The organism is Allobosea sp. OK403, assembly GCF_900113835.1.
GTDB lineage: Bacteria > Pseudomonadota > Alphaproteobacteria > Rhizobiales > Beijerinckiaceae > Allobosea.
On sequence record NZ_FOQV01000008.1, the window covers coordinates 155,076 to 180,720 of the forward strand.

The 25,645-nt window shown below is 65.2% G+C and carries 21 protein-coding genes and 1 tRNA gene; 9 read left to right on the plus strand and 13 right to left on the minus strand.

What is annotated here, in order from left to right; genetic code table 11:
* Positions 1-31 precede the first annotated feature (31 nt).
* The 5 genes from BMZ97_RS22900 to BMZ97_RS22920 are packed head-to-tail and all read right to left on the minus strand — an operon-like array spanning position 32 to position 5,994.
* Entirely contained in the window at positions 32-2,527 is a 2,496-nt protein-coding gene (locus tag BMZ97_RS22900; protein ID WP_092175124.1) for a glycosyl hydrolase 2 galactose-binding domain-containing protein, read from the minus strand.
* Between the two features lie 6 nt (positions 2,528-2,533).
* Positions 2,534-3,553, minus strand: a complete 1,020-nt coding sequence (locus tag BMZ97_RS22905) for a DUF1839 family protein (protein ID WP_092175404.1) — start codon at positions 3,551-3,553, stop codon at positions 2,534-2,536.
* 5 nt (positions 3,554-3,558) lie between these two features.
* Positions 3,559-4,479 carry an amino acid--[acyl-carrier-protein] ligase gene (locus BMZ97_RS22910; protein ID WP_092175127.1) on the minus strand — a complete coding sequence of 307 codons (921 nt, stop codon included), beginning with the start codon at positions 4,477-4,479 and terminating at the stop codon, positions 3,559-3,561.
* Between the two features lie 4 nt (positions 4,480-4,483).
* Positions 4,484-5,704 carry an acyl-CoA dehydrogenase family protein gene (locus tag BMZ97_RS22915; RefSeq protein WP_092175407.1) on the minus strand — a complete coding sequence of 407 codons (1,221 nt, stop codon included), beginning with the start codon at positions 5,702-5,704 and terminating at the stop codon, positions 4,484-4,486.
* Positions 5,705-5,748: 44 nt separating this feature from the next.
* Positions 5,749-5,994, minus strand: coding sequence for an acyl carrier protein (locus BMZ97_RS22920; protein ID WP_092175131.1), 246 nt, complete (start codon positions 5,992-5,994; stop codon positions 5,749-5,751).
* Between the two features lie 420 nt (positions 5,995-6,414).
* On the opposite strand from BMZ97_RS22920, the gene BMZ97_RS22925 reads away from it, so the two are divergent.
* Positions 6,415-7,608 carry an acyltransferase family protein gene (locus tag BMZ97_RS22925; RefSeq protein ID WP_092175134.1) on the plus strand — a complete coding sequence of 398 codons (1,194 nt, stop codon included), beginning with the start codon at positions 6,415-6,417 and terminating at the stop codon, positions 7,606-7,608.
* On the opposite strand, the gene BMZ97_RS22930 is transcribed toward BMZ97_RS22925, so the two are convergent.
* A complete protein-coding gene (locus BMZ97_RS22930; RefSeq protein WP_139221292.1) occupies positions 7,584-8,846 on the minus strand; it encodes a UDP-phosphate alpha N-acetylglucosaminyltransferase in 1,263 nt (420 codons plus the stop codon). The genes BMZ97_RS22925 and BMZ97_RS22930 overlap by 25 nt on opposite strands.
* Complete coding sequence (locus BMZ97_RS22935; protein ID WP_175525683.1) at positions 8,843-10,795, minus strand: GumC family protein; 1,953 nt, start codon at positions 10,793-10,795, stop codon at positions 8,843-8,845. Before BMZ97_RS22935 ends, BMZ97_RS22930 begins: the two co-directional genes overlap by 4 nt.
* A gap of 485 nt (positions 10,796-11,280) precedes the next feature.
* Between BMZ97_RS22935 and BMZ97_RS22940 the strand changes: the two genes are divergently transcribed.
* From BMZ97_RS22940 to BMZ97_RS22955, 5 genes are all read left to right on the plus strand, one after another.
* The gene (locus BMZ97_RS22940; protein ID WP_092175142.1) at positions 11,281-12,507 is read left to right on the plus strand and encodes a glycosyltransferase; all 1,227 of its coding nucleotides are present in this window, start codon (positions 11,281-11,283) and stop codon (positions 12,505-12,507) included.
* Positions 12,504-13,904 carry a lipopolysaccharide biosynthesis protein gene (locus BMZ97_RS22945; RefSeq protein WP_092175144.1) on the plus strand — a complete coding sequence of 467 codons (1,401 nt, stop codon included), beginning with the start codon at positions 12,504-12,506 and terminating at the stop codon, positions 13,902-13,904. The genes BMZ97_RS22940 and BMZ97_RS22945 overlap by 4 nt, the downstream gene beginning before the upstream one ends.
* 56 nt (positions 13,905-13,960) lie before the next feature.
* On the plus strand, positions 13,961-15,778 hold the full coding sequence (locus BMZ97_RS30845) for an alpha/beta fold hydrolase (protein WP_175525684.1): 1,818 nt from the start codon (positions 13,961-13,963) through the stop codon (positions 15,776-15,778).
* Between the two features lie 131 nt (positions 15,779-15,909).
* Positions 15,910-16,839 carry a glycoside hydrolase family 5 protein gene (locus BMZ97_RS22950; protein WP_175525685.1) on the plus strand — a complete coding sequence of 310 codons (930 nt, stop codon included), beginning with the start codon at positions 15,910-15,912 and terminating at the stop codon, positions 16,837-16,839.
* On the plus strand, positions 16,836-18,044 hold the full coding sequence (locus tag BMZ97_RS22955; RefSeq protein ID WP_092175150.1) for a glycosyltransferase family 4 protein: 1,209 nt from the start codon (positions 16,836-16,838) through the stop codon (positions 18,042-18,044). Before BMZ97_RS22950 ends, BMZ97_RS22955 begins: the two co-directional genes overlap by 4 nt.
* Before the next feature lie 240 nt (positions 18,045-18,284).
* Here the strand turns inward: BMZ97_RS22955 and BMZ97_RS31360 are convergent, their stop codons facing one another.
* The 3 genes from BMZ97_RS31360 to BMZ97_RS22965 form a co-directional block, all read right to left on the minus strand.
* The gene (locus BMZ97_RS31360; protein WP_175525686.1) at positions 18,285-18,434 is read right to left on the minus strand and encodes a hypothetical protein; all 150 of its coding nucleotides are present in this window, start codon (positions 18,432-18,434) and stop codon (positions 18,285-18,287) included.
* Between the two features lie 151 nt (positions 18,435-18,585).
* Positions 18,586-18,660: transfer RNA gene (locus BMZ97_RS22960), tRNA-Val, on the minus strand.
* Between the two features lie 129 nt (positions 18,661-18,789).
* Entirely contained in the window at positions 18,790-19,149 is a 360-nt protein-coding gene (locus tag BMZ97_RS22965) for a cell cycle two-component system response regulator CpdR (RefSeq protein ID WP_054143348.1), read from the minus strand.
* A 261-nt stretch (positions 19,150-19,410) separates the two neighbouring features.
* Here BMZ97_RS22965 and BMZ97_RS22970 point away from each other — a divergent pair, with 261 nt between their 5' ends.
* Together BMZ97_RS22970 and hisN are read left to right on the plus strand one after the other, a co-directional pair.
* Positions 19,411-20,331, plus strand: coding sequence for an N-formylglutamate amidohydrolase (locus BMZ97_RS22970; RefSeq protein ID WP_092175153.1), 921 nt, complete (start codon positions 19,411-19,413; stop codon positions 20,329-20,331).
* 387 nt (positions 20,332-20,718) lie between these two features.
* Entirely contained in the window at positions 20,719-21,501 is a 783-nt protein-coding gene (hisN, locus tag BMZ97_RS22975; RefSeq protein WP_092175410.1) for a histidinol-phosphatase, read from the plus strand.
* On the opposite strand, the gene BMZ97_RS22980 is transcribed toward hisN, so the two are convergent.
* Complete coding sequence (locus BMZ97_RS22980) at positions 21,406-22,461, minus strand: alpha/beta fold hydrolase (RefSeq protein ID WP_244546555.1); 1,056 nt, start codon at positions 22,459-22,461, stop codon at positions 21,406-21,408. The genes hisN and BMZ97_RS22980 overlap by 96 nt on opposite strands.
* 309 nt (positions 22,462-22,770) lie before the next feature.
* Here BMZ97_RS22980 and BMZ97_RS22985 point away from each other — a divergent pair, with 309 nt between their 5' ends.
* Positions 22,771-23,241 carry an Hsp20 family protein gene (locus BMZ97_RS22985; protein WP_092175156.1) on the plus strand — a complete coding sequence of 157 codons (471 nt, stop codon included), beginning with the start codon at positions 22,771-22,773 and terminating at the stop codon, positions 23,239-23,241.
* A 174-nt stretch (positions 23,242-23,415) separates the two neighbouring features.
* Here the strand turns inward: BMZ97_RS22985 and BMZ97_RS22990 are convergent, their stop codons facing one another.
* On the minus strand, positions 23,416-24,294 hold the full coding sequence (locus BMZ97_RS22990) for a hypothetical protein (RefSeq protein WP_092175158.1): 879 nt from the start codon (positions 24,292-24,294) through the stop codon (positions 23,416-23,418).
* A gap of 83 nt (positions 24,295-24,377) precedes the next feature.
* Positions 24,378-25,439, minus strand: coding sequence for a threonine aldolase family protein (locus BMZ97_RS22995; RefSeq protein ID WP_092175416.1), 1,062 nt, complete (start codon positions 25,437-25,439; stop codon positions 24,378-24,380).
* Positions 25,440-25,645: the final 206 nt, after the last annotated feature.

The window sequence follows — 25,645 nt, forward strand, 5'->3', positions numbered from 1 at the left end:
GCGCGTTGCCGTCGGAAGCCGGGCGGCCGCTTCAGGCGCCGACGTCCGCAGGCGCATAGAGCACGCGGTCCACGGCGTTCACAGCGCGTATCTCGCCCAGCGGCGCGGCCAGTGAATCTGCACGCGGCCGCAACGGAATTCGCCTGGTGTTTCCCGGCGCGAGATGAAACCAGTTATGCGCCGGCCGCCAGCCCTCGCTGATGATGTGGACGGACTGCGCCAGACGCCGACAGGAGAGGTCGAGAGCCCACCCGTCCCCGTCGCGTTCGAGTTTGGCGTGCAGACCAACATCGTGGCGCGCATGCCCGCGCCCGAGAGGAAAATGGAACGCGTCTGCCAGCACAGGACCGGCCTGGGCCGCTCGCAGCACGACGGAGGTCGCGTCATGGCCGGGCGGGCCGAAGCGATAGGCATAGGAGATGTCGAAGAAACGGCCCAGCAGATCGAAGGCGGAGAAGGACGTGCTTCCATATGCTTCGAGCGCGATCGTCCGAGACGCGTTCGCCACCGCCACCGCACCATCGCGCCAGCATGTCAGTTCGAGATGAGCTGTGAGCGGCACCGGGCGCTCGTTGATGAGATGGATCATCAGTCCATTGACGCCCTCATCGGTCATCATGACCTGTACCGGCCGGAAGGCGCGAGCGAGCCCATGCCATGCCGCCTTCGGCTCGCCATCGCTGGCGATGACACCCCAGCCCGCGCCGGGCACCAGATCTTGCAGCAGCCAGACCAGGGCGCCGCATGTCGGTGATCCGGGCCGACGCCATTCTGCGAAGGTCTCCTCCATCACCTCCGCGGAGGTAGCGCGAGAGAGCGCGAGATAGTGCTGGGGGTCCTCCCGTCGCAGCCGTGCCGGGTCGAGCCCGTAGAGCAGACCGAGATAGTGGTCCCGCACATCCTCGAAATCCCAGGATGCGCCGAGATCGCGCGGCACGCCGCGTTTCCAGTCCGGATGATGCGTCAGCGCCGGCGGGTGGCCAGAGGCCAGCGAGATCTCTTCGGGAACATTGGCGAAAGCGAGGCTTTCCGCTGCGAACCGAACAGTGGCGCGGCGGGCATCGTCGAGGCCGCGCTGATAGGCGCCCACGCCGTAATAATGCGCCACGCCCTTGTCGGCGACGAAGGGCAAGGGGCCGCCCGAAGGCGAATTCGGCACATAGGCGATATTGGGCCGCAGCCGTGACACGACCTCGGGAAGGATACGGTCGAAGACCGGGCCGGACCAAGCAGCAGGCGGCGCGCCCAGCATCGCCGCCTGCTGGAAGACCTCGCTGCCTCCGCAGAGAACGACAAGGCTCGGCGAGCCTTGCGTCCTGTCGAGCAGCGTTTCAGCTTCCGCCTGGATCGCGGCGCAGAACGCAGCGTCGCCTTGCGGATAGTCGAAATTGGCCAGCATCATCTCCTGCCAGACCATGATGCCGAGTTCGTCGCACAGTTCGAAGAACGCCTCGTCCTCATAGGTGGTGACGCCGGGGACGCGAATCATGTTCATGCCGGCGTCGCGGGCGAGACGCAGCCAGGGCTCATAGGCGGCCCGGCCGCAGGCGAGCGTGGCCAGATCGGCGCTGCTCCAGCAGGCGCCGCGGCAGAAGATGGGTACGTCGTTGACGACAATGCCGAAACCCTCACCGTCGGCGCCGCGGTCGACGGCAAGCGAGCGAAAGCCGATGCGACCGAGGTCGATGGTTTCGCCGCTGATCAGGAGTGTCAGTCCGTGCAGGGCGGGGGTGCCATGGGTGTGCGGAAACCAGGGCGCGACGCCCGGCAGGCTGAGCGTACCCGACAGCGTGCCGGGCGCGGCAATATCCAACGCGGCTTCTCGTCCTGCGCACCGCATCAGGGCGCGGGGGGATATGCCCCTGGTATCATCCGACAGCGACACCGTGAGCGCGACCGTGCCGGCCTCGCCGTCATAGCGCGTGCGCAGATCGATGCCCGCGATAACGGGCACCGCATTGCCGATCTCGACCCGCTGCACCGGCCGAAACGGCCCGGTCGGCAGACCCGGAGGGCACCAGCCCGGCATCGAGCCCAATGCGGTGGTGCGGAACCAGCGCAGCCCGTTGGGCTGGATCATCGCCGGGCGCCAGCGCGAGCGACGCGGCGCGGAGGCGAGCCTCGGCGCCAACGCACGGAAGCAGAGCGCAATCTCCGCCCCTGCGGGCAGATTGACGGCCAGAGCGAGCGGCTGGAACATCGAGCGGCTCTCGGCGGCCAACGTTCCGTCGATCCAGATCTCGGTCCAGCTCGCAAGCCCCTCGAAGCGCAGGACACCGCTCAACGCCCGGTCGAGCCGGGTCCTGTACCAGTGGTCCTGCCGGCCGATAGCCTCGGCCGTGTCGTCCGCCAGTCGCCCGAGCGCGCGCAAGGTGCCGGCGACCGTGCCGGGGACAGCCGCCTCCAGCCAGGCGCTATCGTGCGGCAGCTCAGCCGGGGCCGCGACGGCGTCGGCCGCCGTCGCAAGCCAGCCCCAGTTCCCGATCGCCTCGACGTTTTCGCCAGTGCGCGCGACGATGCGGGCCATCCGCGTTCAAGCCGGAAAGCGGCGGGCGAGCGTCTCGCTCACAATGTCGTGCTGCGTGGCAAGCTCGGCGAGGCTCGCGTCGAAACGCTCGAAGCGCTTCTGCTTCATGGCCCGCGCCAGATGGAACTGGGCGATCTTGGCGCTCTCGGCAATCCGAAGTGCGGCCTCTCGCGCATCGTCGAGCCCGTCCACGGTGGTGCAGAGCCAGCCGAGATGGGTCGCCAGCAGCTCGAAATTGGCGCCGAGCTGACGCAGCGTGTTGAAGGCGTAGTGATGGAAGACCTCGGTCGGCCGCTCCGCAAGAGCCTGCGCCTGCGCGGTCGCGACCGCGCGGAAGGCCGAGACCGGGTTGGTGTCCGGTCGCCTTGCGACGTGGCGTGCCAGCAGCCGCAGCGCGGTCGCGCGTAGCTCCGCGTCGCTCGGCAGATGCTCGGGCAGGCGCACCATCTCCGCATAGGGAAACAACGTATCGTCGCGCATCTGGCCCGGCAGCAGTCGCAGGAGGCCGTCGAAATCCTCGCCCAGGGCGCGGTGGAGCCCGTCATTGTGGAAGTAGTCGAGCTGGCGGCCGGCGCGGTCGAGCCGGTTGACGGCGATCGTCGTCTTGCCGTGGCTGGTGCGGTAGGAGATGCCCTGTGTATCGGGCATGTAGAAGGAATCGAGCTCGATCAGCACGAGGCGCCGCCGTGCGATCTGCTGTTCAAGATGGCCGACCAGATCGTCATACAGCGCAAGCTCTGCGACGCGCAGACCGTAGAGCGCCTCGAGATCATCCAGCGGCGGCTTGAAGAAGGTGAATTGGTCGCCTTCGAAATCCTGCGCAACGGTGAAGCCGAAGGCGGCTGCGGGCTCGGTGCCCAGCCTGTGCAGGATTTCGATCCAGAGATCGGCATAGCAGTTCGTCTGCGGCCAGTGCCGATCGCCGGAATGCATCGCATGGCGGCGATAGGCGAGCGGGTCGCCCGACAGAAGCGGGGCCGCTCCTGCCGCTGCGACCGGACGCTCGATCGTCGCGTGGGCAGTCATGGCGCTTACGGCCAAAGCACGTCGCGCACGGCCGCCGGCCATGTCTGGACGTCGAAACCGTGATGCTTGAAGAGCGCCAGTGCGACGCGCTCCATGCCGAAGCCGACACAAGCCGTATGCGCGGTCTCTCCGTCTTCCGTCTTGATGCCCCAGGTCGTGCCGAAATGATCCTGATGATAGTTGAAAGACAAGCAGGCGGTGGGCTTCTCGACGCTCTCGATGGGGATCAGGAGTTCGAATTTCAGGCGCTGATCGCGTTGGTTGTTGGCGAGCATGCGTCCGGCGCGGCCGAAAAAGGGATCATTGGCGACATCGATATGCAGCGGCATGCCCAGTGAGGCCATCATCGCCTGGCCGCGCTCCAGCCAGGTCGCGCGAAATTCCGTGACCTGGTCGGGCGTGCCGAAGCGCACATATTCGCGCATCCGGAAGAGCTGCATGCGGGCCGGGTCCTTGGAGGGCTCGTGCCGGAAGCAGTAGGATTGCAGGTCAAACAGTGCGCCGCCCCTGCCGACCGGACCGCGCTTGGCCACGACGGGGTAGAGCACATAGCAGGCAGCCGGAGTCAGCACGATGTCGGTGGACTTCTGACCCGCCGTCCAGTCGAGACCGTCGGAGACGTTGTGCAGCAACTCGGCATGGGCCCGCTCGTCGCCGTCGAAAGCATGGACTGTGCCTGCGAGCTGCGGGAAGCTTTTCAGATAGCCGCTGCGCTCGAAATGCTTGCGGTTCATCGCGGGCGGGAAGCGCGCGACCTCAGCGCCGTCCTGGCCGCCATACCGGGTGATCAGATCGTCAAAGCGAGCGACAACCTCCTCGAACAGACCGCTGCGTCCATAGAGACCGTCGACGCCGGTGTCGATCAGCAGGCCGCTCTCGATGAGTTCAGCAAGGAAACCCTGCTGTTGCTGGCAGTTCTGGCACATGAGATCACCGGGACAGGCTGGAATCGTGCTTGTACACGGCCAGCAGATTGGATGTGTTGCCGAGGATTCGGTCGTTGTTGATCATGATCGGTGCCGAGAGCGCGTCGCGCATGAGGCGTGTCAGGCTCGACGGGCTGTCGTTGCGATAGCCCTGGATGCCGCAGATCAGGAAGGCTTGGCTGACGATCTCGCCGACGTTCTGAGATGCGGCGATCTTGATGCTGTTCATCGCCACGACAAAGCCCATCGAGGAGAGCTCGTCGGCATCGTCGCGCGCGCGTTCGTAGCGGTCGAGCCCGGCGACGACCAGCGCCTTGAACTGCTGCAGGCGAGCGAGCAGCTCGGCCAGGCGGAGCGCGCTGGGCGGTGTCGTGCCCGGGCGCTTGCGGGCCTCGCCGCGCACGAAGCTCTCGGCGCGCGCAACAGCCTCGGCGGCGATCCCGTACCACACGGCGGCCCAGAGCAGATGGGCATGGGCAAGCATGGATTGCGCTGCGATCTCGGCGAAGGGCGTCGGAATGATCTGTTGCGCGGGTGCGCGGCCGGCAAAGGTGAAATTGTCGGAGCAGGTGCCGCGCATGCCCATCGTGTCCCAGACGGCGCTGCGCTCCAGCCGGTACTGATCTCGGGTCACCACTGCCATGACCTGGTCGGAGGGCGGTGCTTCGGGCGTGCGGCGGGCTGTGATCAGGATGGCATCGGCCTGCGCGCCATAGGAGATCAAACAGCCCTCTTTTTCGAGGGTGAAGTCCTCGCCGTCGCGCGCGACGCCACAGACGCTGCTGCGCAGGTCGCCGCCGACGCCGCCGCCTTCGGTCGTAGCCGAAGCGAGCAGGAGCTGCTCACCGGCGATCCGCGCCATGAAGTCGCGATGCCAGGAATCCGCAGCGCAGTGCACCACGAGGCTCGACACCTTGATCTGGTGCATCGCGTAGATCATGCCGGTCGAGGAGCAGCCCTGGGCCAGGACGGAGGCGATCTCGGCGATGGTGGCGAGGCTTGCTTGCTCGCCGCCATCGGCCGCCGGGATCATGATGCCCAGAAGGCGTTGCGCCCGCAGGGCATCGAAGGCCTCCTGTGGGAAGCGCGCCTTCACATCGACGTCGGCGGCATGCTCGGCCGCGATCCGTGCAACCGCGCGGGCCTTGGCGACCATCGCCTTCTCGTTCTCTGCGCGCGCGCCGAGATCGACCAGGACGGGGCGCTGCCTGCTTTCGGCCAGCATCCCGGGCTGCGATTGGGGGGCGGCGCGGCCGGCGAGTGACGCCATCAGACGCGCTCGCTCAGAATGCTTTGGATCGCGTTTTCGATTGCCGCAACGGAAGCGAAGTTGCGACGGTTCATCATCTTGTCGGGAAACTCGACCTCGAAGGCTTCTTCGAGCGCCATCATCAGCTCGACGGTGCCAAACGAGGTCAGGCCGGCATTATAGAGATCGGCGTCGTCGGCGAGGGTGGCGACGTCAACCGGCAGGCGCGCCGTCGTCTTGAGAATATCCCTGATCTTGCTCTTCATCGTTTGGTCCTGCCCATTTCATCCGCTGGCGACTTCGCGGCGGAAGATGACGTCCGCATGCGAAGTCAAGATGAGCGTTCCAGGCGCTCGCCGAGGCTTCCTGCCGATCTCATCTCTCGGGAAGTCCTTATTTGTAGTGTTCGACGCGATATTTTCTTATGAGGCCGGCATACCGCGGAAAATTTAATGGCGCGTTGCAGTTTTCGCCGAAACCTGCATTCGAACATCTCGATGACGGCATCTTGCACATTTTGGTAAACGGCGATCACGCCGCCATGCGTGCGCTAAATTGGCGATGTCTCGTTTACGATATCTTCAAGTTCTGCCTGGCGAAGACGTTCCCGAGCGCCCTTGAAGCCGCTTGGCTGTTATATCAGGCCTCCGGTGCGGACGATCTGCTGCCGGGAAGGAGCTCAAGGCATGGCGACGTTCGGATCGCGTCTTGCGGATCATAAGGGTGTCGGGCCCGGCTTCGATGCAATGCGCGTCGCGCTCGCGCTCGCAGTGCTCTACATCCACACCGGCCTGCTGCGGGTCGCGAGCCCCGAGGCCTTGCTTGCGCCGGTGGCGCCTTACGTTCCGATGACCCAGTGGGCGTTCGACTTCGCACCGCTGCCGATGTTCTTCGCGCTGAGTGGATTTCTGGTTGCCGGCAGCGCCGAGCGGCTGTCGATCGGACAGTTCGTCGTCAATCGCGGCCTGCGCATCCTGCCTGCGCTGGCCGTCGAGATCATCCTGTCGGCGCTCGTCCTGGGACCGCTGCTGACGATCTACAGCTTCGGTCACTATGTCTCGGACCCGCTCTTCGCGGGCTATTTCCTGAACATCCTGGGCAACATCCACTACGAACTGCCGGGTGTGTTTCTCGACAATCCCAATCCGCGCATCGTCAACGGCTCGCTCTGGACGGTGCCGCATGAAATCGCCTGCTACGCCCTGCTGGTCGGCGCGATGTTCACCGGCGTGTTCCGGCGGCGCTTGCTCGTCCTGCTCGCGACGCTGGCTCTGTTTGGCGTCTCGATCGGCATCTTCCTCTGCGGCAAGCTCGGCATCGTGCTGCCCTATCACGATGCGCTCAGCTATCTGTTCGTGACGCGCGGCGCGGCTCGGCTGGTGCCGCTCTTCCTTGCTGGCATCGTGCTCTACCAGTACCGGGACCGCATTCCCTACCGTTTCGGATATGCCGTGGCCTGCGTCGCCGCCTATGTCGCGATCGCGGCTTTCGGCACGCCGGACTGGAACGCCAATCCGATCTTCAGCTTCATCACGGCGCCGATCTTCGCCTATATCGTGGTCTATGCCGGGTTGTCGCCGAAGCTCGTCTTCAAGCCGCTCGCGCGCGGCGACTACTCCTACGGCATCTATCTCTACGGCTATCCGCTGCAGCAGGCGATGATCCAGCTCATGCCGTGGATCGACAACCGGCCGGCCTTCTTCGCGCTGTCGATCGCCGCCGCGAGCGCGATGGCGATCTTCTCCTGGCATGTCATCGAGAAGCCGATTCTGCGCCTGCGTCGCAAGTTCTCGCTGACGGCGCGGATCCATACGGGGCAGGTTGACCCCGCCTCGCGCGCGGCGCTTCCGCCCGGTCAGACGGTTCCGGTCGCCAAGTAATCTGGGCGCGCGCCCGCAGGCTCAGTGGCAAACTCCGCTTCGGCCGCATCGGGCGCGGTATCGCTGGTGCCCGTCAGGAACCACAGCAGCGCCGCGGTCTTGATCGAGTAGACGGAATCGCTGACGAGCATCAGCAGGCAGATATAAGTTGCCACGCAGACCTTGAAGCGCCAGGCCCGGCGCGAGCGTTCAGGCGTGAAGATGAAGAGGCTCCAGAAGCCGATCGCGCCGATCAGACCGATCTGGTTGAGTGAATAGGCGTAGCCGGAATCCGATAGGAAGGGCTTGTCCGGCGAAAGCCCCCAGACAGCCGAAGACGATAGCGAGGTCACCAGCCGTGCCGTCCAAAGGAGGCGGCCGGCGAAGTTGTTCTGCCAGCTCACCTCCGCGCTGGTGAAGCCGTATATGGCCAGCCCAGCCAGCACGAAGAAGGGCGCAGCCAGCCAGACGAAGCGTGGTGTGCGCGGCGCGAGGAGCCAGGCGATCGTCGCGACGATGCAGACATTGGCGCCGAAGCGGGAGTCGCTGAGAATGATAGCGCCGATGCCGGTCGCCATCGTCAGCCAGCGCTTGTTCATCTCTTTCCGGTTCAGGCACCAGATATAGATGATCGCTCCGAAATTGCCGGTCGAGATCGGCTCCAGAAAGACGGACGAGGCGCGGTGCGGCCCCAGGAAGGGCAGCAGCGTGCGCGCATCGGGCCGCATGCCCGACGCAAAGAGCGCGCCGGTATCGGCCTTGACGTCGGAGGGTGCGACCGTGCCGCGCGCAACGTAGTATTTGATGATGTTGAAATATTTGACGTAGACGTCGAGCGCCAGGAACTCGAACAGGCCGAAGGCCACGACGATCAGCCCGCTGATCAGGGCCGCGCGATCGGCCAGACGCGGGTCTCGGCAGCTCCGCCCGAGCAGGTAGAAGGCGATCGGGATCAGAAAATCACGCACCGCCTTCGGGTCGAGAGCCGGGCGCATCGCCATCAGCATGGCAGCGTAGGACATGAAAACGGCCAGCACGATATAGGGCGCCACGCTCCGGCCGAGGCCGAGATAGAGCGCGCTGGCCACGAGCACGACCTCGGAGCCCATGACCATGGTGTCGTTGACGCCCATGACATTCGTGTTGAGGAAGCACAGCGCGGTGTTGAAGGTCAGCGCACCCACCAGCAGCGCGAGCGTCAGGGGGGAGGGCGGCTGCGAGCCATCTGCGCCTGCGACATGATCCCGGACGGAAGTCACGCGGCTGCCCTTGGCCACCTTCGGAACAGGCGCTCAGTCTCGCCAGGGGTCACGAGCGCCACGACGAGCTCGCCGGTCGGATCGACCTTGGACGCCGTGCGGATAATGTCGGGCACCCCCATGCCCGAGAGATCCGCCGCCAGCACAATCGCATCAGGCGAGATCGCGCGGGTGTTGTCTGTCGCCTCGGAACGCAGGACGAGCACGAAGTTGCTGCGGCGCGCCCCGCTTCCGGGCTGACCCCTACCGGCATCGATGCGCCGCATGTTGATGTCGTTGCGCCCCGCACTCTCGCGGTAGATCAGGACGCTCTCACCGATCTCCGCCAGGGCCTGGGCGAGATGTTGCGCGATATCGGCCTGCACCGCTGCGTCGAGCGGCCCGGCGATCAGGATGGAGGCCGGTAGATGTCGCCCGAACCGCGCCTGGAGCAGTTTTGCGGTCGGTGCGAGCGCAGCCTGCCGCTCGGTTACCTCTTTGGGCAACCGCGCCACGCTGGCGACGCCCAGGATCTCGCCGGCCTGTTTGGGGGTCAGCGCGCTTTGCGGCAGCAGGCGGGCGGTTCGTTGGGGTAGCAGTTCAAGCAGATAGGCGATTCCCAGCCCGGCGCAGGCCCCGAACAGCAACGCGGCTGCCAGGACGATGATCGCCGGCGGCTTGGATGCGACAGCGGGCGGGACGGCTTCGGACAGCAGACGGGAATTGCTCGTCTCGATCTTCTTCTGCTGGTCGAGTTCGCGGGCGCGGGTCAGCGATGCGTTGTAGACAGCGCGGATGGCCTCGGCCTCGCTCTCGAGCTGGCGGAGCCGGATTTCGGCCACGCCGCTGGTTTCCTGGGAGCGCGTCAACTCGCTGGCGCGCTTCTGCAGATTGGCAAGGTTGGCCTCGGCCTGACGATAGGCCTGCTGCACGGAGGAGCGCACGCGTCCCAGCTCCGCGGCGAGCAGCTTGCGCGTCTCGGCCAGCTCCGCCCTGATCTCGATCAGTCGCGGGTGCTGGGGCATCAATGTCTGCGCCAGGCTCGCCGCTTCGCGCGCCGTCTGTGCATATTGCGTGCGTAGCGACGCGACGCTGGTCGAGGTCAGGGCTTCGGGAATGGTCTCGGACAGCAGCCCATTGTCCCGCAGGTTGGCAATGCCGTCGCGCCGCGCCGCCTGGCGGGCAAGTTCTGCGCTGGCCTGGCTGATCTGGGTATAGAGATCGCGCAACTGCTGCGTCACCACGAGCCCGGTCTCGCCGGTGCTGACGAGATTGTTCTTGATCCGGAAGGCCTGAACGGCCGCTTCGGCATCATTGAGCTGTGTCCGCAGACCGGCAATCTGACTGATCAGAGACTCGTTGGCGCGCTCGACCGCACCACGGCGCCCGTCATTGCCCTGGCGAAAATAAGCCCTGGCCAGCGCGTTCGCGATATCGGCCGCTTTCGTCGCGTCGGGATGCGACACGATGATGCGGAAGACCAGCGAGTTCTCGACCCGCTGGATGACGATGGCACGGCGCAGCGCGTCCATCGTTTGGGCAGAGCGCTGTTGCGGGGTCGGCATCAAGAGTTTGCCGAAATGGCGTGCGAGAAACCCGGGTTGGGGCGCGAAGGCGCTGTCCTGTTCAAGGTCGAGATCGCTGATCATCTGGCGCAGCACGCCTGACGATGTCATCACCAGAGACTGGCTATCGACATTGGCGAAGTCGATCGAAGCCGAGCTGTCCGAACGTACGATATCCTTGCCGACGATCTGCAGGGCCTGCGGATCGACCAACAATTCGGCCGTCGCGCGATAGACCGGTGTCTGGGCGACGAGATAGGCGAGAGCGAGCAGCAGCGTCACGCACGCGCTGGCGGCGACCATGAGGCGCCTGCGCTTCAGCAGGTTCAGCAGCTCCGGCACGCCGAATGCCGAGGTCGGCGTCGGCGCGTCGTGTCGTCCGCCGACCTCCAACGCAGTAACCACCTGAAGCCTCCTGAAACGCGGCCTAAACGCGCCCCGGCCGGCGCTGCTGGCCCGAAGGGCAGGCGACCGAAGGCGCTGGAATCCAACGGGCATGCTGGCTATCTGTGGTTAAGATCTTCCTAAACAGGTCGATAAAATTCTGATGATCTGTAGAGATTTGTCTAAAATCGGATTTAACCACGATTGATACGGAAATGGTTTCGATGTTTCTTGTTATCGACCTTGGTGATAAATAGATATTTAGAGAAATCGACCCGATCTTACAACGACCAACGCCGCCGTCCCTGGAGACGCGTCCTGGGTGGAGCCGCAGCATTGCCGACCCGCTTCAGACCCCGGTCCAGACGCTGCGCCGGATCCCGCGCGGCGATGTCGCGGCCATTTAAGGCATCATGAACGCATCTCGTGGCAAGGATCGAGCGGGGCTATCGGCCTTGCATGTCGGTCGGGAAAACGGGGGTGGCGTCCCGGAAAAACCGAGCGGCATGCGGATTCTGATGGCCTGCGCGGCGTTCCCTCCCTTCATCGACGGCGGCGGACCGATCTCGGCGATGATCGTGGCGAAGCTGCTGCGAGCGGCAGGCCACGACGTCGAGGTGGTCAATGTCGCCGGCGAGGACAAGCACGAGATTTTCGACGGCGTGCCGGTCCACCGGCTTCGTTCGCTCAATATCGACTGGAATTATCGCCTGCCGCGCCCTGCGTGGAAAAAGCTCGTCTGGCACGCGCTGGAAAATTTCAACCCTCGCGCCTTCTTCGCGATGCGCCGCGAGATCAGGCGTGTCCAGCCCGATATCGTCCTCACGGACTCCATCGAAAACATCAATGTGGCGACTTGGGCTGCCGCCAAAAGCCTGGGTGTGCCCGTCTGCCACATTCTGCGAAGCACCTTCCTCCTGTGCTGGAAGGGCAGCATGTGGCGCAACGGCGACAATTGCGCCCGCGCCTGCGGCTCCTGCCGGGCGACCTCCTATGGCAAGAAGCTGATGTCGCGCTTCGTCGATGCCGTGGTGGGCGAGACCGATTTCATCACCGCGCGCCATCTCAGCGAGGGATACTTTCCTCATGCGACCTCACATTGCATTCCCGGCGCGATCGCGCCGCGCGATGTACCCTCGCCGCGCCTGGCGCCCGGCGAAGGCAGGCCGCTGCGACTGGGCTTCATCGGCGTCCATGATCCGATCAAGGGTCTCGATACGCTGGCTGCGGCCGCCCATCGCCTGAAAGGACAGGCGGTCGAGTTCCTGATCGCCGGAACCGGGCAGGGCAACTATGCGGCCGCACTGCCCGAACATTTTCCAGAGGAGAACACGCGCTTCCTCGGTTGGGTGCAGCCCGACGCGTTCTTTCCCCAGATCGACGTACTCGTGGTGCCCTCTGTCTTCCGGGAACCCTTCGGACGCGTCGTGATCGAGGCCTTCGTCCACGGCGTTCCCGTCATAGGAGCACGGTCGGGCGGCATTCCCGAAACGATCGAGCCCGGCATCAACGGCGCCCTGTACGCGCCTGGGGACGATGGCGCATTGGCGCAGCACATCACTGAACTCGTGCAGAACCCGGAGCGTATCGCCACGCTTTCCCAGGGAGCCCTCGCAGCGGCGCGGCGCTACGCGCCCGAACGCATCGCTTCGTCCTATGAGGCCGTCTTCGCCGAGTTGCTGCGCGGTGCGCAGCCGGGACGCGTGCCGGTGATTCAGGACGCAAGCCCGTGAAGGCCCTGTGGAGATTGTCCAAGCGGACGGAGGCCAGGCGGTTCGTGTCCGCCTTCTCGTCGCGATTCAGCAGCACCTTGCTGAGCTTCCTTGTCCTGCTGACGGCGAGTCATTTCCTGTCCACGCAGGAATACGGCCTCTATGTCTTCCTGTTTTCGATCGGCAGTGCGCTGGGCCTGATCGCGGTTCTGGGACAGCAGATTCTTGTGGTGAAGCGCTACCAGCACCATGAAGGGTCCAGCCATCGACTGAACCAGGCGCTGGTCGGCGTCAATGCGCGCTGGCTCGCGCTTGGCTGCGGGCTACTGGTGGTTGCAGCCACCGTGTTCTTCATCTTCGCGGATGCGTTTCCGGAACCGTATCGGCATCTCTGGGTGGCCCTGGCCTTTGCAGCGGTCTTCGCGGTCAGTGAGTATCTGCAGAACTATTTCCGCATTCACGGGCGGATCAACCTATCGCTGGTGCCCCGTGAGATCGTCTGGCGCGGAGCCTCGATCCTGTGCATCGCCGCTGCGGGGCTCATCGGCTATAGCGCCGATGGCGAGGTAGTCATGGGCATCGTCACGGTGTTGCTGGGGGCCACGACTTTGTATCAAGTCGTCGCCTTCACGCGCGGCGAAGGCTGGGGCTGGCTGGCACGCCACGATGACGTATCGCGCGAGACCCGTGGGATCTGGCGCAAGGAGAGCCTGTATTTCATCGCCAATGGGATCCTGAACTCATCATCGGCCTATCTGGAAACGATCCTGATCGGCGCGGTGTTGGGGCTGGACAAGGCCGGCTTCTACTTCGTGGCCCTGCGGATAGCGATGCTTCTGACCTTGCCTGTCGCGGCGATCGACACCGTCGGCATCCCCATGATCGCCGCCCGCTTCCAGAAATCCGACAATGCTGGCGCCCAGATCTTGATCGGGCAGCTGTCCTTCGCCAGCTTCTGCATCTCGCTTCTGGGCGCCTTCGCCCTGGTGATGATCGCGCCGTTTGTCCTCTCGATCTTCAATGCGGATTTCGCCCAGCATGCCGATGTCCTGACGGTCCTGTGCGTGCTGTCGGTTTCGCAGGCCTTTTTCGGGCCCGGTTCCTGGCTGTTGATGATCGGCGGCGGCGAGCGCTTCTTCCTGATCGCGCGGGCGGTGATCTTCGTTTTCTATCTGGGACTGCTGTACGGCCTGGCCCAGATTGGTGGGCTGATGGGCATCGCGATCGCCGGGCTTTTCATGACGCTGGCGTCCAATCTGGCCGCCTGGCACTGGATCAAGCGCAAATATGCGATCGACAATATGGCAACGGCGTTTTTCAGACCCTTTATCTTCACGGGGTCGAAGAAGCCAGAGCCACTGCGGCCCGAGCCCGACGGTGGTCGCGCCGACACCGCAGCAAAAACGGTTGTGCATTGAATACGTCGAGGCGGAGCAGGGATATGGGCGCGGCGGCGGCCGAACGGACACCGGTCATGGCACGACGGCAGGATGCGGCGTCCGAGCTTCCGATCGCGCCGGTGTCGTCTCCGATGGCCGCTCCATCATCTCAGGGAACGCCCGCATCTCAGGGCACGCCCGTCGCCTTCTCGGGCACGATGGGCATGCTTTACCCAGGCGCCGCGTCGGTGGCCGTTCTGATGCTGGCTCCGGTCGGCTACGAGGAGCTTTGCCTGCGCAGCACGTGGCGGACACTGGCTGAAGCGCTGTCCCTGGCCGGCATAGCCTGCCTGCGCTTCGACTATCCCGGTGTCGGTGATGCGCTCGATGTCGTCGACCCGTCCGGCCTCGACGACTGGGATGAGACCGTGTGCGCTGCCGCCGGTCTGCTGAGGCAGGCCAGCGGCTGCTCGCGCTTGATCCTGCTGGGACAGGGCCTTGGCGGAACGCTCGCCCTGCGTCTGGCTGGCGCGTTGGCTCCGGTCTCCGGCTGCGTGGTCATGGCGCCGGTCGTCAACGGCAAGCGCTATTTGCGCGAATTATCGGTCTGGACGCGCATCGTTGCCGACCGCATCGGGATCGGCATGGATCCCGACGATGATACGGGCTGTGCCGTGGCGGGCCTTCGGTTGCCGCCGTCGCGCCTCGCCGCCATCGGAAGGCTGAACTTGCTCGACACCGACAGCCGTCCCTGTGACGAGGTGCTGCTTTTGTCCCGTTCTGGCCATGCGGGCGATGCGGCACTCGCAACACATCTGGCCGCACGCGGCACCGCGGTGACGGCCTTGCCCTATCAGGGCTACGAGATGCTGACGACCGATCCGACCGGTGCCAGGCCGCCTTTGCCGACGATCGCGGCCATCGTCGCTTGGGTCGCGCAGCGCGCATGCGCGCCGGAACAGACCGTTCACGCACTCGCTACGGCCAAGCCTAATGAGGGGCGGGTCGCGAAGCTGTTCGGGCCGGGCTTCATCGAGAGCCCCGTCCGGTTCGGTCCGAACGGATCTCTTTTCGGCGTGGTGTGCGAGCCCGAAGGCCGCTCTTCCCGCTCGTCGATCGTGTTCGTCAATGCCGGACGCGACTACCATATCGGCTGGGCTCGCGTCACCGTCGCGCAGGCTCGTGCGTTCGCGGCACGAGGCATCGCGTCGCTGCGCTTCGATACCAGCGGCATCGGCGACAGCCTGCCCGATGAAAACGGTCCCGAGGAAGTGCTCTATTCCGAAGAACAGGTCGCCGATGTCCGGCTCGCCCTCGACGTCATGGATACGCGCGGCTACCAGGATCCGATCCTGATTGGGCGCTGCAGTGGGGCCTATGCCGCCTTCAATGCCGCGGTCGCGGATCGGCGGGTCCGGCAGCTCGTGATGGTCAACAACGAGCGCTTCGTCTGGGACCCTGACGAAAGCGTCGAAGATGCGATCCGGTACGCCCATCGGAGCGTCGGCGACTTCGGCGCGACGCTGAAGCGGAACGGCGGGCTGCGCCGGCTGCTCACGGGGCAGCTTCGCATCGGGCCGGCCGGGCGCTATCTCCTGTTCCGGCTCCTGAAGCAGGTCTCGATCCGGCTCGCGCCTGTGCTGGGCCGCTTGACCAAGCACGGCCGGCTGCGCCGCGAATGCCAACAGCGCTTCGGCGTGCTGGCGGCCCGCCAAGTCGATGTGGCCTTGATCTATGCCGAAGGGGATGTCGGCATGGCCGAGTTCAACACCTATTTCGGCAAGACCGGCGAGGGGCTCTCGGCCTATCGCAACGTGTCATTCGCAACCATTCCCGACGCCGACCACAACTTCACCCATCTCGGTGCCGCGCTTCGGCTGCGGGCCAAGCTGCTGGAGACGGTCAAGCCATGAATGTCTCGACGAGACGGTGGGGCGTCGGCCTGCTGCTAGCGGCCGCCGGCCTGCTGGGCGCCGCAATGCCTGCGCCAGGCGCGGAGACGTGCCTGCGTGGCGTCAATCTCTCCGGCGCCGAATTCGGCGCGGTGCCGGGGCGGCCGAACACCGATTACACCTACCCCGCCGAGGCGGCGATCCGCCGGCTCGCCGGACTGGGTATGACCTCCTTCCGGCTGCCGTTCCGCTGGGAGCGCATCCAGCCCAAACTCGACGGTGAACTTGATGCGGCCGAACTCGCCCGCCTCGACCAAAGCATCGATACGGCCAAGGCCGCGGGTCTGGTCGCGATCCTTGACCTGCACAATTTCGGCTATTACGCCGGCAAAAGACTTGGCTCCCCGACCTTGCCGGCTGCCGCGCTGGGCGATGTCTGGCGGCGGTTGGCAACGCATTATCGCGACCGGACGAACGTGGTGTTCTCGATCATGAACGAGCCCTACGACATTCATAGCGCCGAATGGGCGAAAACCCAGAACGTCGCCATCGCCGCGATCCGCAAAGCCGGGGCGAAGCAGATGCTTCTGGTCACCGGAACCGCCTATGGCGGTGCGCATAGCTGGACGTCGGATCTGCCGGTCGGCAACAACAGCCGCGACCTGCTGGCGATCGAAGATCCGCTGAAGCGGTTCGCCTATGATTTCCACCAATATCTCGACGCCGACTATTCCGGCCGCCAGCCGGAATGCTCGGCGGCGCAAGGCGCTCTCAAGGCCATCGACGACGTCGGCGCCTGGCTGAAGGCCCATGGCCGGCAAGGTTTTCTGGGTGAATTCGCGGCCTCTGATCGGCCCGAATGCGTCGTGGCCTTCAAGCAGATGATCGCGCGGATCGATTCGCGTCCTGAGCAATGGGTCGGCTGGACTGCGTGGGGGGCCGGGCCGTGGTGGCCGCCCGACTATGTCTTCAACCTTGAGCCGACGGCGGCGGGAGAGCGCCCACAGATGAAGGCGCTGATCGAACACTTGAAAAGCAGTGGGCCCCGAAACGCCATGTGTGAGCGGGAAAGGCGGCCATGACCCTGCAGCCGCAGCAGTCGGCGGCATCGACGATGTGCGAGGGAACGCGCATCGTCCATGTGGTGCGTCAGTTCCTGCCCAATCGCGGCGGGCTGGAAGACGTCGTCGCCAATCTCTGCAAAGAGCAATTGCGCGTGGGGTTGGCTCCCTCGGTCGTGACGCTCGATCGGCTGTTCGCCCGGCCAGACGTCCTGTTACCGCGCGAAGAGGTGATCAACGGCATCCCCATCCGACGCATCCCGTATTTCGGCTCGTCGCGCTATCCGCTGGCGCCATCGATCTTTGCCTGTCTGGGAGATGCCGAGGTCGTTCATGTCCATGCCGTCGACTTCTTCTTTGACGCCTTGGCGATCGGCTGGCTGCTCCATCGAAAGCCCTTGGTCGCGACGACCCATGGCGGCTTCTTTCATACCGCTGACTTCTCCGCCCTTAAGAAAATCTGGTTCAACGGCCCGACACGGCTATCATCGCGCGCCTATCGCGCGATCGCAGCTTGCAGCGCCAACGACGCCCGGATGTTTGAAAGCGTTGCAGCCGGAAACGTCCATCTGATCGAGAACGGCGTGGACCTCGACAAATTTGCCGATGCGTCCAGTCCTGTCCCGGTGCGACGGATCGTCAGTATCGGGCGCTTCTCCAAGAACAAGCGTCCCGATCACCTCATCGCGACGATGGCCGAACTGCTGCGCTCGGGAGATGACTGGCATCTCGATATGATCGGCGTGGCGTCCGACTGGTCTGAGTCCGAGCTCAGCGACGCGGTCACTCAAGCCGGGCTGGCAGACCACATCGATCTGCATTTCGAACTTGAAGATGCAGCCGTGCGCGTTCTGATGAGCCAAGCGTCGTTATTCATCTCGGCCTCGGAGTTCGAGGGCTTCGGCTTGGTAGTGATAGAGGCGATGAGCGCCGGACTGATGCCAATCGTTCAACCGAATGCGGCGTTCACGGCCCTGGCCAAAAAGCATCCGGTTATCCGCCTCGCAAATTTCGCCGACCCGGTTGAGGCAGCTGAGACGATCGCCGATGCGTTCAATACGCTATCGAATGGCAATGCAGCGCTGGCGAGCACCAAGGCGGAGCTTTCGGTCTATTCATGGCGCCATGTCGCCCAGAGCTATCAGTCAATGTACAATTCTGTGTTGCGCCGGACGGATAGAAGCGATTTGCCGGTTGGCGATGTGAAAATTGGCCCTAAAACCTGACGCAATAGCTCCAGTCTTCTTGCTGCGATGGCGCGGTTTGCCTGAATGCGGTTGAGGGCCCGCTGTTCCGAAGGCCGTCATCTTTTACTGTAATTTCAACGGATCGCATGGCGGCAGCCCATGTGCCGGCGCAGACCGCTTGTTCGACCAACCCTGCCCTGGCCCCGGCCATGATCGCGCGGGCGGTGGTCGCTGGCACCAGACCGCCAATCGATCTCGACCCGTCCGACATCAGCGGAATCACGATCCGCCAAGCTTGGCCCCAATCGTGCCGACGGCGAGTCGGCCGTCGGCGTGTCGTATCTCAAATGCGCGAGCCTGGATCGCGTTGGCGACGAAGACGTCTTTCGGGTTCAGCACGCCCGGAATGCGAAAATCGGCCGACGGCATGGGCATGGTCGCGGTGAACTCGCCGGCGACTCAGGCATCGACTTGGGCACGGTAATGGCGTCGGCCGGGGCCTTTCGGCGTCGTTTCATTCCCAAAGCAAAACGGCCACCCCGGAGGGTGGCCGCAAGTCCTTGCGTAACAAGGAGGAAAATGGTGGGCGCGACAGGGATCGAACCTGTGACCCCTACGATGTCAACGTAGTGCTCTCCCGCTGAGCTACGCGCCCGTCTGCCGCGTCGGGATATCGTCGCGGCCGCCGGAACAGGGTGTCACCGTTGCCGGCTGACCATGTTGCGAGGTGTGCGGCTATAGCGGCTCATGCGGCGCCTTGCAAGCCGCTTGAGCTGCAAAAACGTCAAGCCGCCAGAAGCTTTTCGACCTCGCTGACGAGCTCGCGCAGATGGAAGGGCTTGGACAGCACCTTGGCATCCTTGGGCGTCTGCGAATCGGGGTTCAGGGCGACTGCCGCAAAGCCGGTGATGAACATCACCTTGATGTCGGGATCGAGCTCGGTGGCGCGCCGCGCCAATTCGATGCCGTCCATCTCCGGCATCACGATGTCGGTCAGGAGCAGCTCGAAGGGCTCTTCGCGCAGGCGGTTATAGGCCGAGAGGCCATTGTCGAACGAGGCCACGTCGTAGCCCGCATTCTGCAAGGCCTTGACCAGGAAGCGGCGCATGTCGTTGTCGTCTTCAGCGAGAAGTATCTTCGTCATGGGCCTGCTATGTCCGTCCCGAAAGGCCTGTCTCAGGATGAAGGCCGCCGGGCGCGGCGGTTTCCATCCGGTCGTATTGTCTGGCGCCTGCGCCATATCCCGGGCCGGCGAGCAGCCGGGTTAGCCGGCCGGCTGCAGGCTTGGAACCATGTCCTTCTATAAGGCATGCGCATGGTAAACAACGCGTGAATCCGGTCTTGGTTAAACAGCCGCGCGGGTAATGCTTCTACAGCGCCGTTTTGTGTGCTTCAGTTCGGCGACATGAGCGCTCCAACCGCCTTCTTCAAAGCCGATCCCGAGGATGTCGTCGCCGAGATCGAGCGGCCCTTCACGCTGCATCAGCCGGCGCTGCAGGTCGTGCCCGTGGTGGTCGACGTGCCCCATGCCGGGCGGCGCTATCCCAAGGCCTTCGTCGAGCGGGCGCGATTGCCGCTGCGCAGCCTGCGCCGCTCCGAGGACGCCTATATTGACCTGCTCTTCGCCCAGGCGGTGGCGCTTGGGGCCCCGCTCCTGGTCGCCGAGTTCCCGCGCGCCTTTCTTGACGTCAATCGCGAGCCCTATGAGCTCGATCCGCGCATGTTCGACGGCCGCCTGCCTGCCTTCGCCAATACGCGCTCGATGCGGGTCGCGGGCGGGCTCGGCACAATTCCGCGAATCGTCGGCGATGCGCATGAGATCTATTTCGGCCGCATCCCGGTCGAGGAGGGGCTGGCGCGGATCGATGCGCTCTACCGGCCCTATCACGCCGGCTTGCGCAGCCTCATCCAGCGCACGCATGGCGCCTTCGGCACCTGCATCCTGGTCGATGCCCATTCGATGCCGTCGAGTGGGCTCGACCGCGACGGGCTCGCCAAGGCCGACGTCATCCTGGGCGATCGCTTCGGCACCAGCGCCTCGGGCTATATCGTCGACATCGCCGAGGAGGCCTTCCGGCGGCTGGGCCTGAGCGTCACGCGTAACCGGCCTTATGCCGGGGGCTTCATCACCGAGCATTACGGCGCGCCGACCTCGGGCGTGCATGCGCTGCAGATCGAGGTCAACCGCGCGCTCTACATGAACGAGGCGACGCTGGAGCCGCATGCCGGCTTTACGGAGCTGGAGCGGGGCGTGACCGCGGCGATGGCGGATTGCTTCGCGCGCTGGAGCGGCTGGCTCGACGAATGGCGCGAGGCGGCTGAATAGAGCATCGGCTACGAAAGCGGGGTGTGGTTTTCGGAACAGGCCGAAGCGAGACAAAAATCCCCGGCGACCGGATTGCTTGCGGCCGCAACCCAGAAAAAAGGGCCGCACACTTGCGTGGCGGCCCAAGTCTAGGGAGGAAACGCCCAAGGAGGGCAACGAAGGCTTGAGGTGATCGCCCCTTCGCAGTGCACAATATGACGGTGCAGCGCAAAAACGCAAGTGGTTTTGCGTAAAGTCTTATGCGCCATGCGTCAGGCGCAAGAAGGATGGCGAATTGCCGGCCGGTTCTCTTGTTTTCCAATGATTCCGCTTGCATGACAGGCTCGTGCCGCACGGCCACGGTCGGGTGCAATGCTGCGCGGCAACAAAATAATGGGAGGCTGGTATATGAGCACTGTCGATTTCGGCGCTTTCATTGCCGAACTGGCGACACAGTCCGGCCAGGCGATTCTCCCGTTTTTTCGCGCCCATCATGCCACCGAGGACAAATCGCTCGGCGGCGTGTTCGATCCGGTGACGGAGGCCGACCGGGCCGGCGAGAACGTGATGCGCCATCTGATCAAGCGCAGCTTCCCCGCCCATGGCGTGCTCGGCGAGGAGTTCGGCAATGAGAACATCGACGCCGAATATGTCTGGGTGCTCGATCCGATCGACGGCACGCGCGCCTTCATCTCCGGCATTCCGGTCTGGGGCACGCTGATCGGGCTGACGCGCGGCGGCGTGCCGGTCTATGGCATGATGCACCAGCCCTTCACGGGCGAGCGCTATTCCGGCGATGGCCGGCAGGCGCGCTATGAGGGGCCCAACGGCCCGCGCGTTCTGCGCACGCGCCAGATCACGAATCTCGGCGAAGCGACACTGATGACCACCTCGCCGGCGCTGTTCAAGGGCGCGGAGGCTGAAGCCTATGCCCGGGTCGAGAGCCAGGTGCGGCTGCCGCGTTATGGCTGCGATTGCTATGCCTATTGCATGCTGGCGGCCGGCCATGTCGATCTGGTGATCGAAGCCGGCCTCAAGCCCTACGACATCGTCGCGCTGATCCCGATCATCGAGGGCGCAGGCGGCATCGTCACCTCATGGGATGGCGGCAGCGCCGCCGGGGGCGGCACGGTCATCGCCGCCGGCAACAAGACGCTGCATCAGGCCGCGCTCAGCCTGCTCGCCGGGTGAGCCGGCCGCGGCATTGTCCTCGCCGGGAATGAAGGCGTCGAAGGCTGCCCAGAACTGGGCACGGATCTCGTCGCTCTCCATCAGGAGCTCGTGGCGCGCGGTCGGCAGGACGAGCGCGGCGCCGGTCTTGAGCCGCGCCGCGAAACGCTCGATCGCCGGGGTGGAGACGATCGGGTCCTGGCCGGCGGCGATGACCAGCGTCGGCACGCGAATCTCGCGGGCGGCGGAGGGCGCGTTCAAGCGCGCCATCAACTGGAAGGCCGCATGCACCCAGGCGATCGTCGGGTCGCCGATGCACAGATGCGGCGCGCCGGCCGAGAGCGCGCTGTTGCGGGCATAGCGGGTGGGGTCGCCGGTCAGCCGGTTGCCCTCGAAGGGTTTGGTCGCGATCGCAGTGTCGCTGCCGCCGGGTACGAAGGATTTGCCCAGACCGAGCCAGAACAGCAGGTTTGCCAGCCGCCGCGCCATATCGGGACGCTCGATCATCGAGAGGCCCAGCATGGGGGCGAGCGCCACCAGCCGCGAGACCGGCAAGGCGTCGCGGCGCGCGGCGTCCAGGCACAGGGCCGCGCCCATCGAATGCGCCAGCACGAAATAAGGTTCGGGCAGCGTCTCGCGCATCTGCGCCAGCGCCAAGGCGAGGTCGTGCTCATAATGTCTGAGCCAGCCGACATGGCCCTTGCGCCGGCGCCGCACGAAGCGCTGCGAGCCGCCCTGGCCGCGCCAGTCGAAGCTGATCACATGGAAGCCGCGCCGGCGCAGTTCGACGATGGTTTCGCTGTAGCGTTCGATGAATTCGGCCCGCCCCTGGACGAGGAGGATGGTGCCGCGCATCGGCTTGACCGTGGGCCGCCAGCTCGCGAAGCGCAGTTGCGCGCTGTCGCGCGTTTTCGCAAACCAGGCCTTGCCATGCCCGGGGACGGGATAATCGGGATGGGCGAAGAGCTGGGCCTCGGCCATCAGGGCAGGACGCGAAACAGGGGGAGGCGATCTTTCGCGTGAGCCATGCTCTGAACCCCAGGTTGACGATCAGGTTTTCGCATGCGGGCATGACAGTCCGCTGGCGACGCGATCGAAGGGCCTCCGAATCGGGCGAACCTTCGCGGCGGCACCAAACTGTTTATGCGCGTCTCGGCGCCCCCTTGAAAAGCCGAAAAGGCGAGACCAGATCATCCCTGCGCAGGCCGAGACCGGCTGCGCGAGCTAAACCAGGTCCGTGCTCATGATGAGGCGGGCTGGACCAGATTTGTCGCTTCCCAGGAGGACATCATGCGTCACTTCGATCTTTCCCCGCTCTATCGCTCGACCGTCGGCTTCGACCGCCTGTTCTCGCTGCTTGACCAGGCCACCAGCGCCGAGGCCGCGCCGACCTATCCGCCCTACAACATCGAGCGCACCGCCGAGAACGCCTACCGCATCAGCATCGCGGTCGCGGGTTTTGGCGAATCCGACCTTGCCATCGAGAGCAAGGAGAATGCGCTGACGGTGCGCGGCGAGAAGCAGAGCACCGAATCCGCTGAAAAACGCGAGGTTCTGCACCAGGGTATCGCTGCGCGCGCTTTTGAGCGTCGCTTCCAGCTTGCCGATTATGTGCAGGTGACCGGCGCCAGCCTCGAAAACGGCTTGCTCCATATCGATCTCGTCCGCGAGATCCCCGAGGCCAAGAAGCCGCGCCAGATCGCGATCGGCGGGGCCAAGCCCGCCAAGGTGCTCGAGGCCAAGGTCGCCAAAGCCGCGTAACGCAGCAAGGCCGCGTAATGCACGCCTGACCTGAAGCCTTGAAACGAATGGGGCGTCCCCGGGTGACCGGGGACGCCCTTTTTCGTGGCCGAGGAGCGTGAAGCTCTCATCTAAGAGTGAGAGCAGGATCAATGCGAAAAACCAGTGCCCACTTTTTCGCATCCTGCTCTCGCGTCAGTCCAGCGGCGTAACCGGAACGGCGGGCGTCTCAGGCTTCGGCGTCGAGGGCGTCGCATCCGGGATCTGGACCGGCGGCAGTTCGACGGGCGCGATCGTGATGCCCGAGGGGTCGGCGCGGGCCAGCGGCGGCTTGCGCTCCGCCTCGTCCGTGCCGCGCACGTCGTTGGGATTGACCAGCTGGGGATTGACCAGCTGGGGATTGACGAGCTGGGGCTTGTCCGCGCCGGTCGCGGGATTGACCGGGCCGGGCGTCGGCAGCGCCGGGGCCGCTGGCGAGCTCGGGGCTGCCGTCGCTGGGGCGCTGGCCGTCGCGGCCGGCTTCTCCGCCGGGTTGAGCGGCTCGGCCGCCTGCGGCGGTGTCGCCGGGCTCGGCGGCAGGATCGTCGCCGGGGCGCTCGCCTGGCCTGGCGGCTTCAGCGCGGGCGGGCGCTCGGGTGGGCGCGGCACCAGCCGCGGCGCCGGCCTGTCGTCGCGCGGATCGACGCGGGCGATATGCGGAGGGGGGGCGGGCCTAGGCCGTGCGTCGGGCAAGGGGATGCGATCGATCAAATCGCCGCTATGAGCGTCGAAGATGAGGCGGGCGCGGCCGCCATTGGCGGTCTGGCCGTCGATCACATAGGAGGAGCCGGTGCGCACCATCCGGTCGACCCGGGCGAGACCGAAGTCGCGCGCGGCGATGCGGCCGATGGAGCGGGGTGGGACCGGAGCGGGAGGCAGCGGCGCGTAGCGTTCGTAATAGCCGCGCGGATAGGCCTCTTCCTCCTCATAGAGGTAGTACTGCGCTGCCGCTCCGCCAACGGAACCTGCGAGCGCGCCGGCCACCGCCAGGCTCGTCAGGACCAGGCGCGAGGGCGCGGTCGATCGAAATACCATGTCGTCTCCTTTGGGCGACTGAACTGGATCTTCAGTCTTCCTTAGGGATTGCGGCGTGCGTGGGGCTGAAATCGGGGGAGAATTCAGCCTTTTGCCGCGGCGAACACATTGATCAGGCGCTCGACATCCACCTCGCGGGTAGAGAACGCCATGACGAAGCGGCCGATGGTCTCGCCCTCCGCGAAGGGGATATCCTTCGGCAGGGCGGTCTGCGACCAGGGCAGGTAGCCGACGCCGGCCGCTTTCAGCTTCGTCTGCAGCTCCGCAGACAGAATCGGAAACACTTGGTTGACCTGGCAGGGCCAGGCGAGCGGGATGTTCAAGGCGATGAGCGCATCGGCCAGGCGCTTGGCCATCGCATTGGCGTGCCGCGCCAGTTCGAGCCAGTGGCCGCCACCGAGCAGGCCCTCGAACTGCGCACCGATCAAGCGGCCCTTGGACAGGGTGTGGCCCGACCGCTTGCGCCGCCACTTCATCTCGGCCGCAGCCTCGGGCTGGAAGAAGATCACGGCTTCCGCCGCCCAGGCGCCGTTCTTGGTGCCGCCGAACGTAAGCACGTCGACGCCGGCCTGCCAGGTGATCGCGGCCGGCGAGCAGCCAAGTGCGACGAGCGCGTTGGTGAAGCGGGCGCCGTCCATATGCATGGTCAGGCCCCGCGGCGCGCCGGCGTCCTTCAGGGCGCGCACCTCTGCAGGCGTGTAGATCTGCCCGCATTCCGTGGCCTGCGTGATCGAGATCGCCTGCGGCTGGACCTGATGCAGTGCGCCTTCGCGCATGCGGGCGAGGGCCTGCGTCACGGGGGCGGGCGAAATCTTGTTGCCGGAGCCCGGCAGGCCGACGAGCTTGGCGCCGTCGCTGAAGAATTCCGGCGCGCCGCATTCATCGTCGGCGACATGGCTTTCCTCATGGGTCAGCACCGCGCCCCAGGGGCGGGTGATGCTGGCCAGCGCCAGGGAGTTGGCCGCCGTGCCACTGGCGACAAGGAAGGCGGCGACCTCATGCTCGAAGATCTCGGCGAAGAGGCGCTCGACGCGGCCCGTCCAGGCGTCGGTGCCATAGGCTGTCGCGGTGCCGTCATTGGCGGCCGCCAATGCTGCCATGACGGGGGCGCTCGCGCCGGCGGTGTTGTCACTGAAGAAGTTCATTTCAAAGGGGTAGCGCCGGGCCATGACGCTGCCAAGCGCGTCGATGGATTGCCGCTCTGCATGCGACGATGGTCGAAACGCGGCGAGGGCTGGAAAACCGGCTGAAAACAAGAAGCGTGCTGGCAATGTTGGGCTTTCGCTCCGGATATGTCTCGGGGGCGAGCGATATCGCAATAAAATTTCGGCCCTGCTCGCAATCGGCGCTT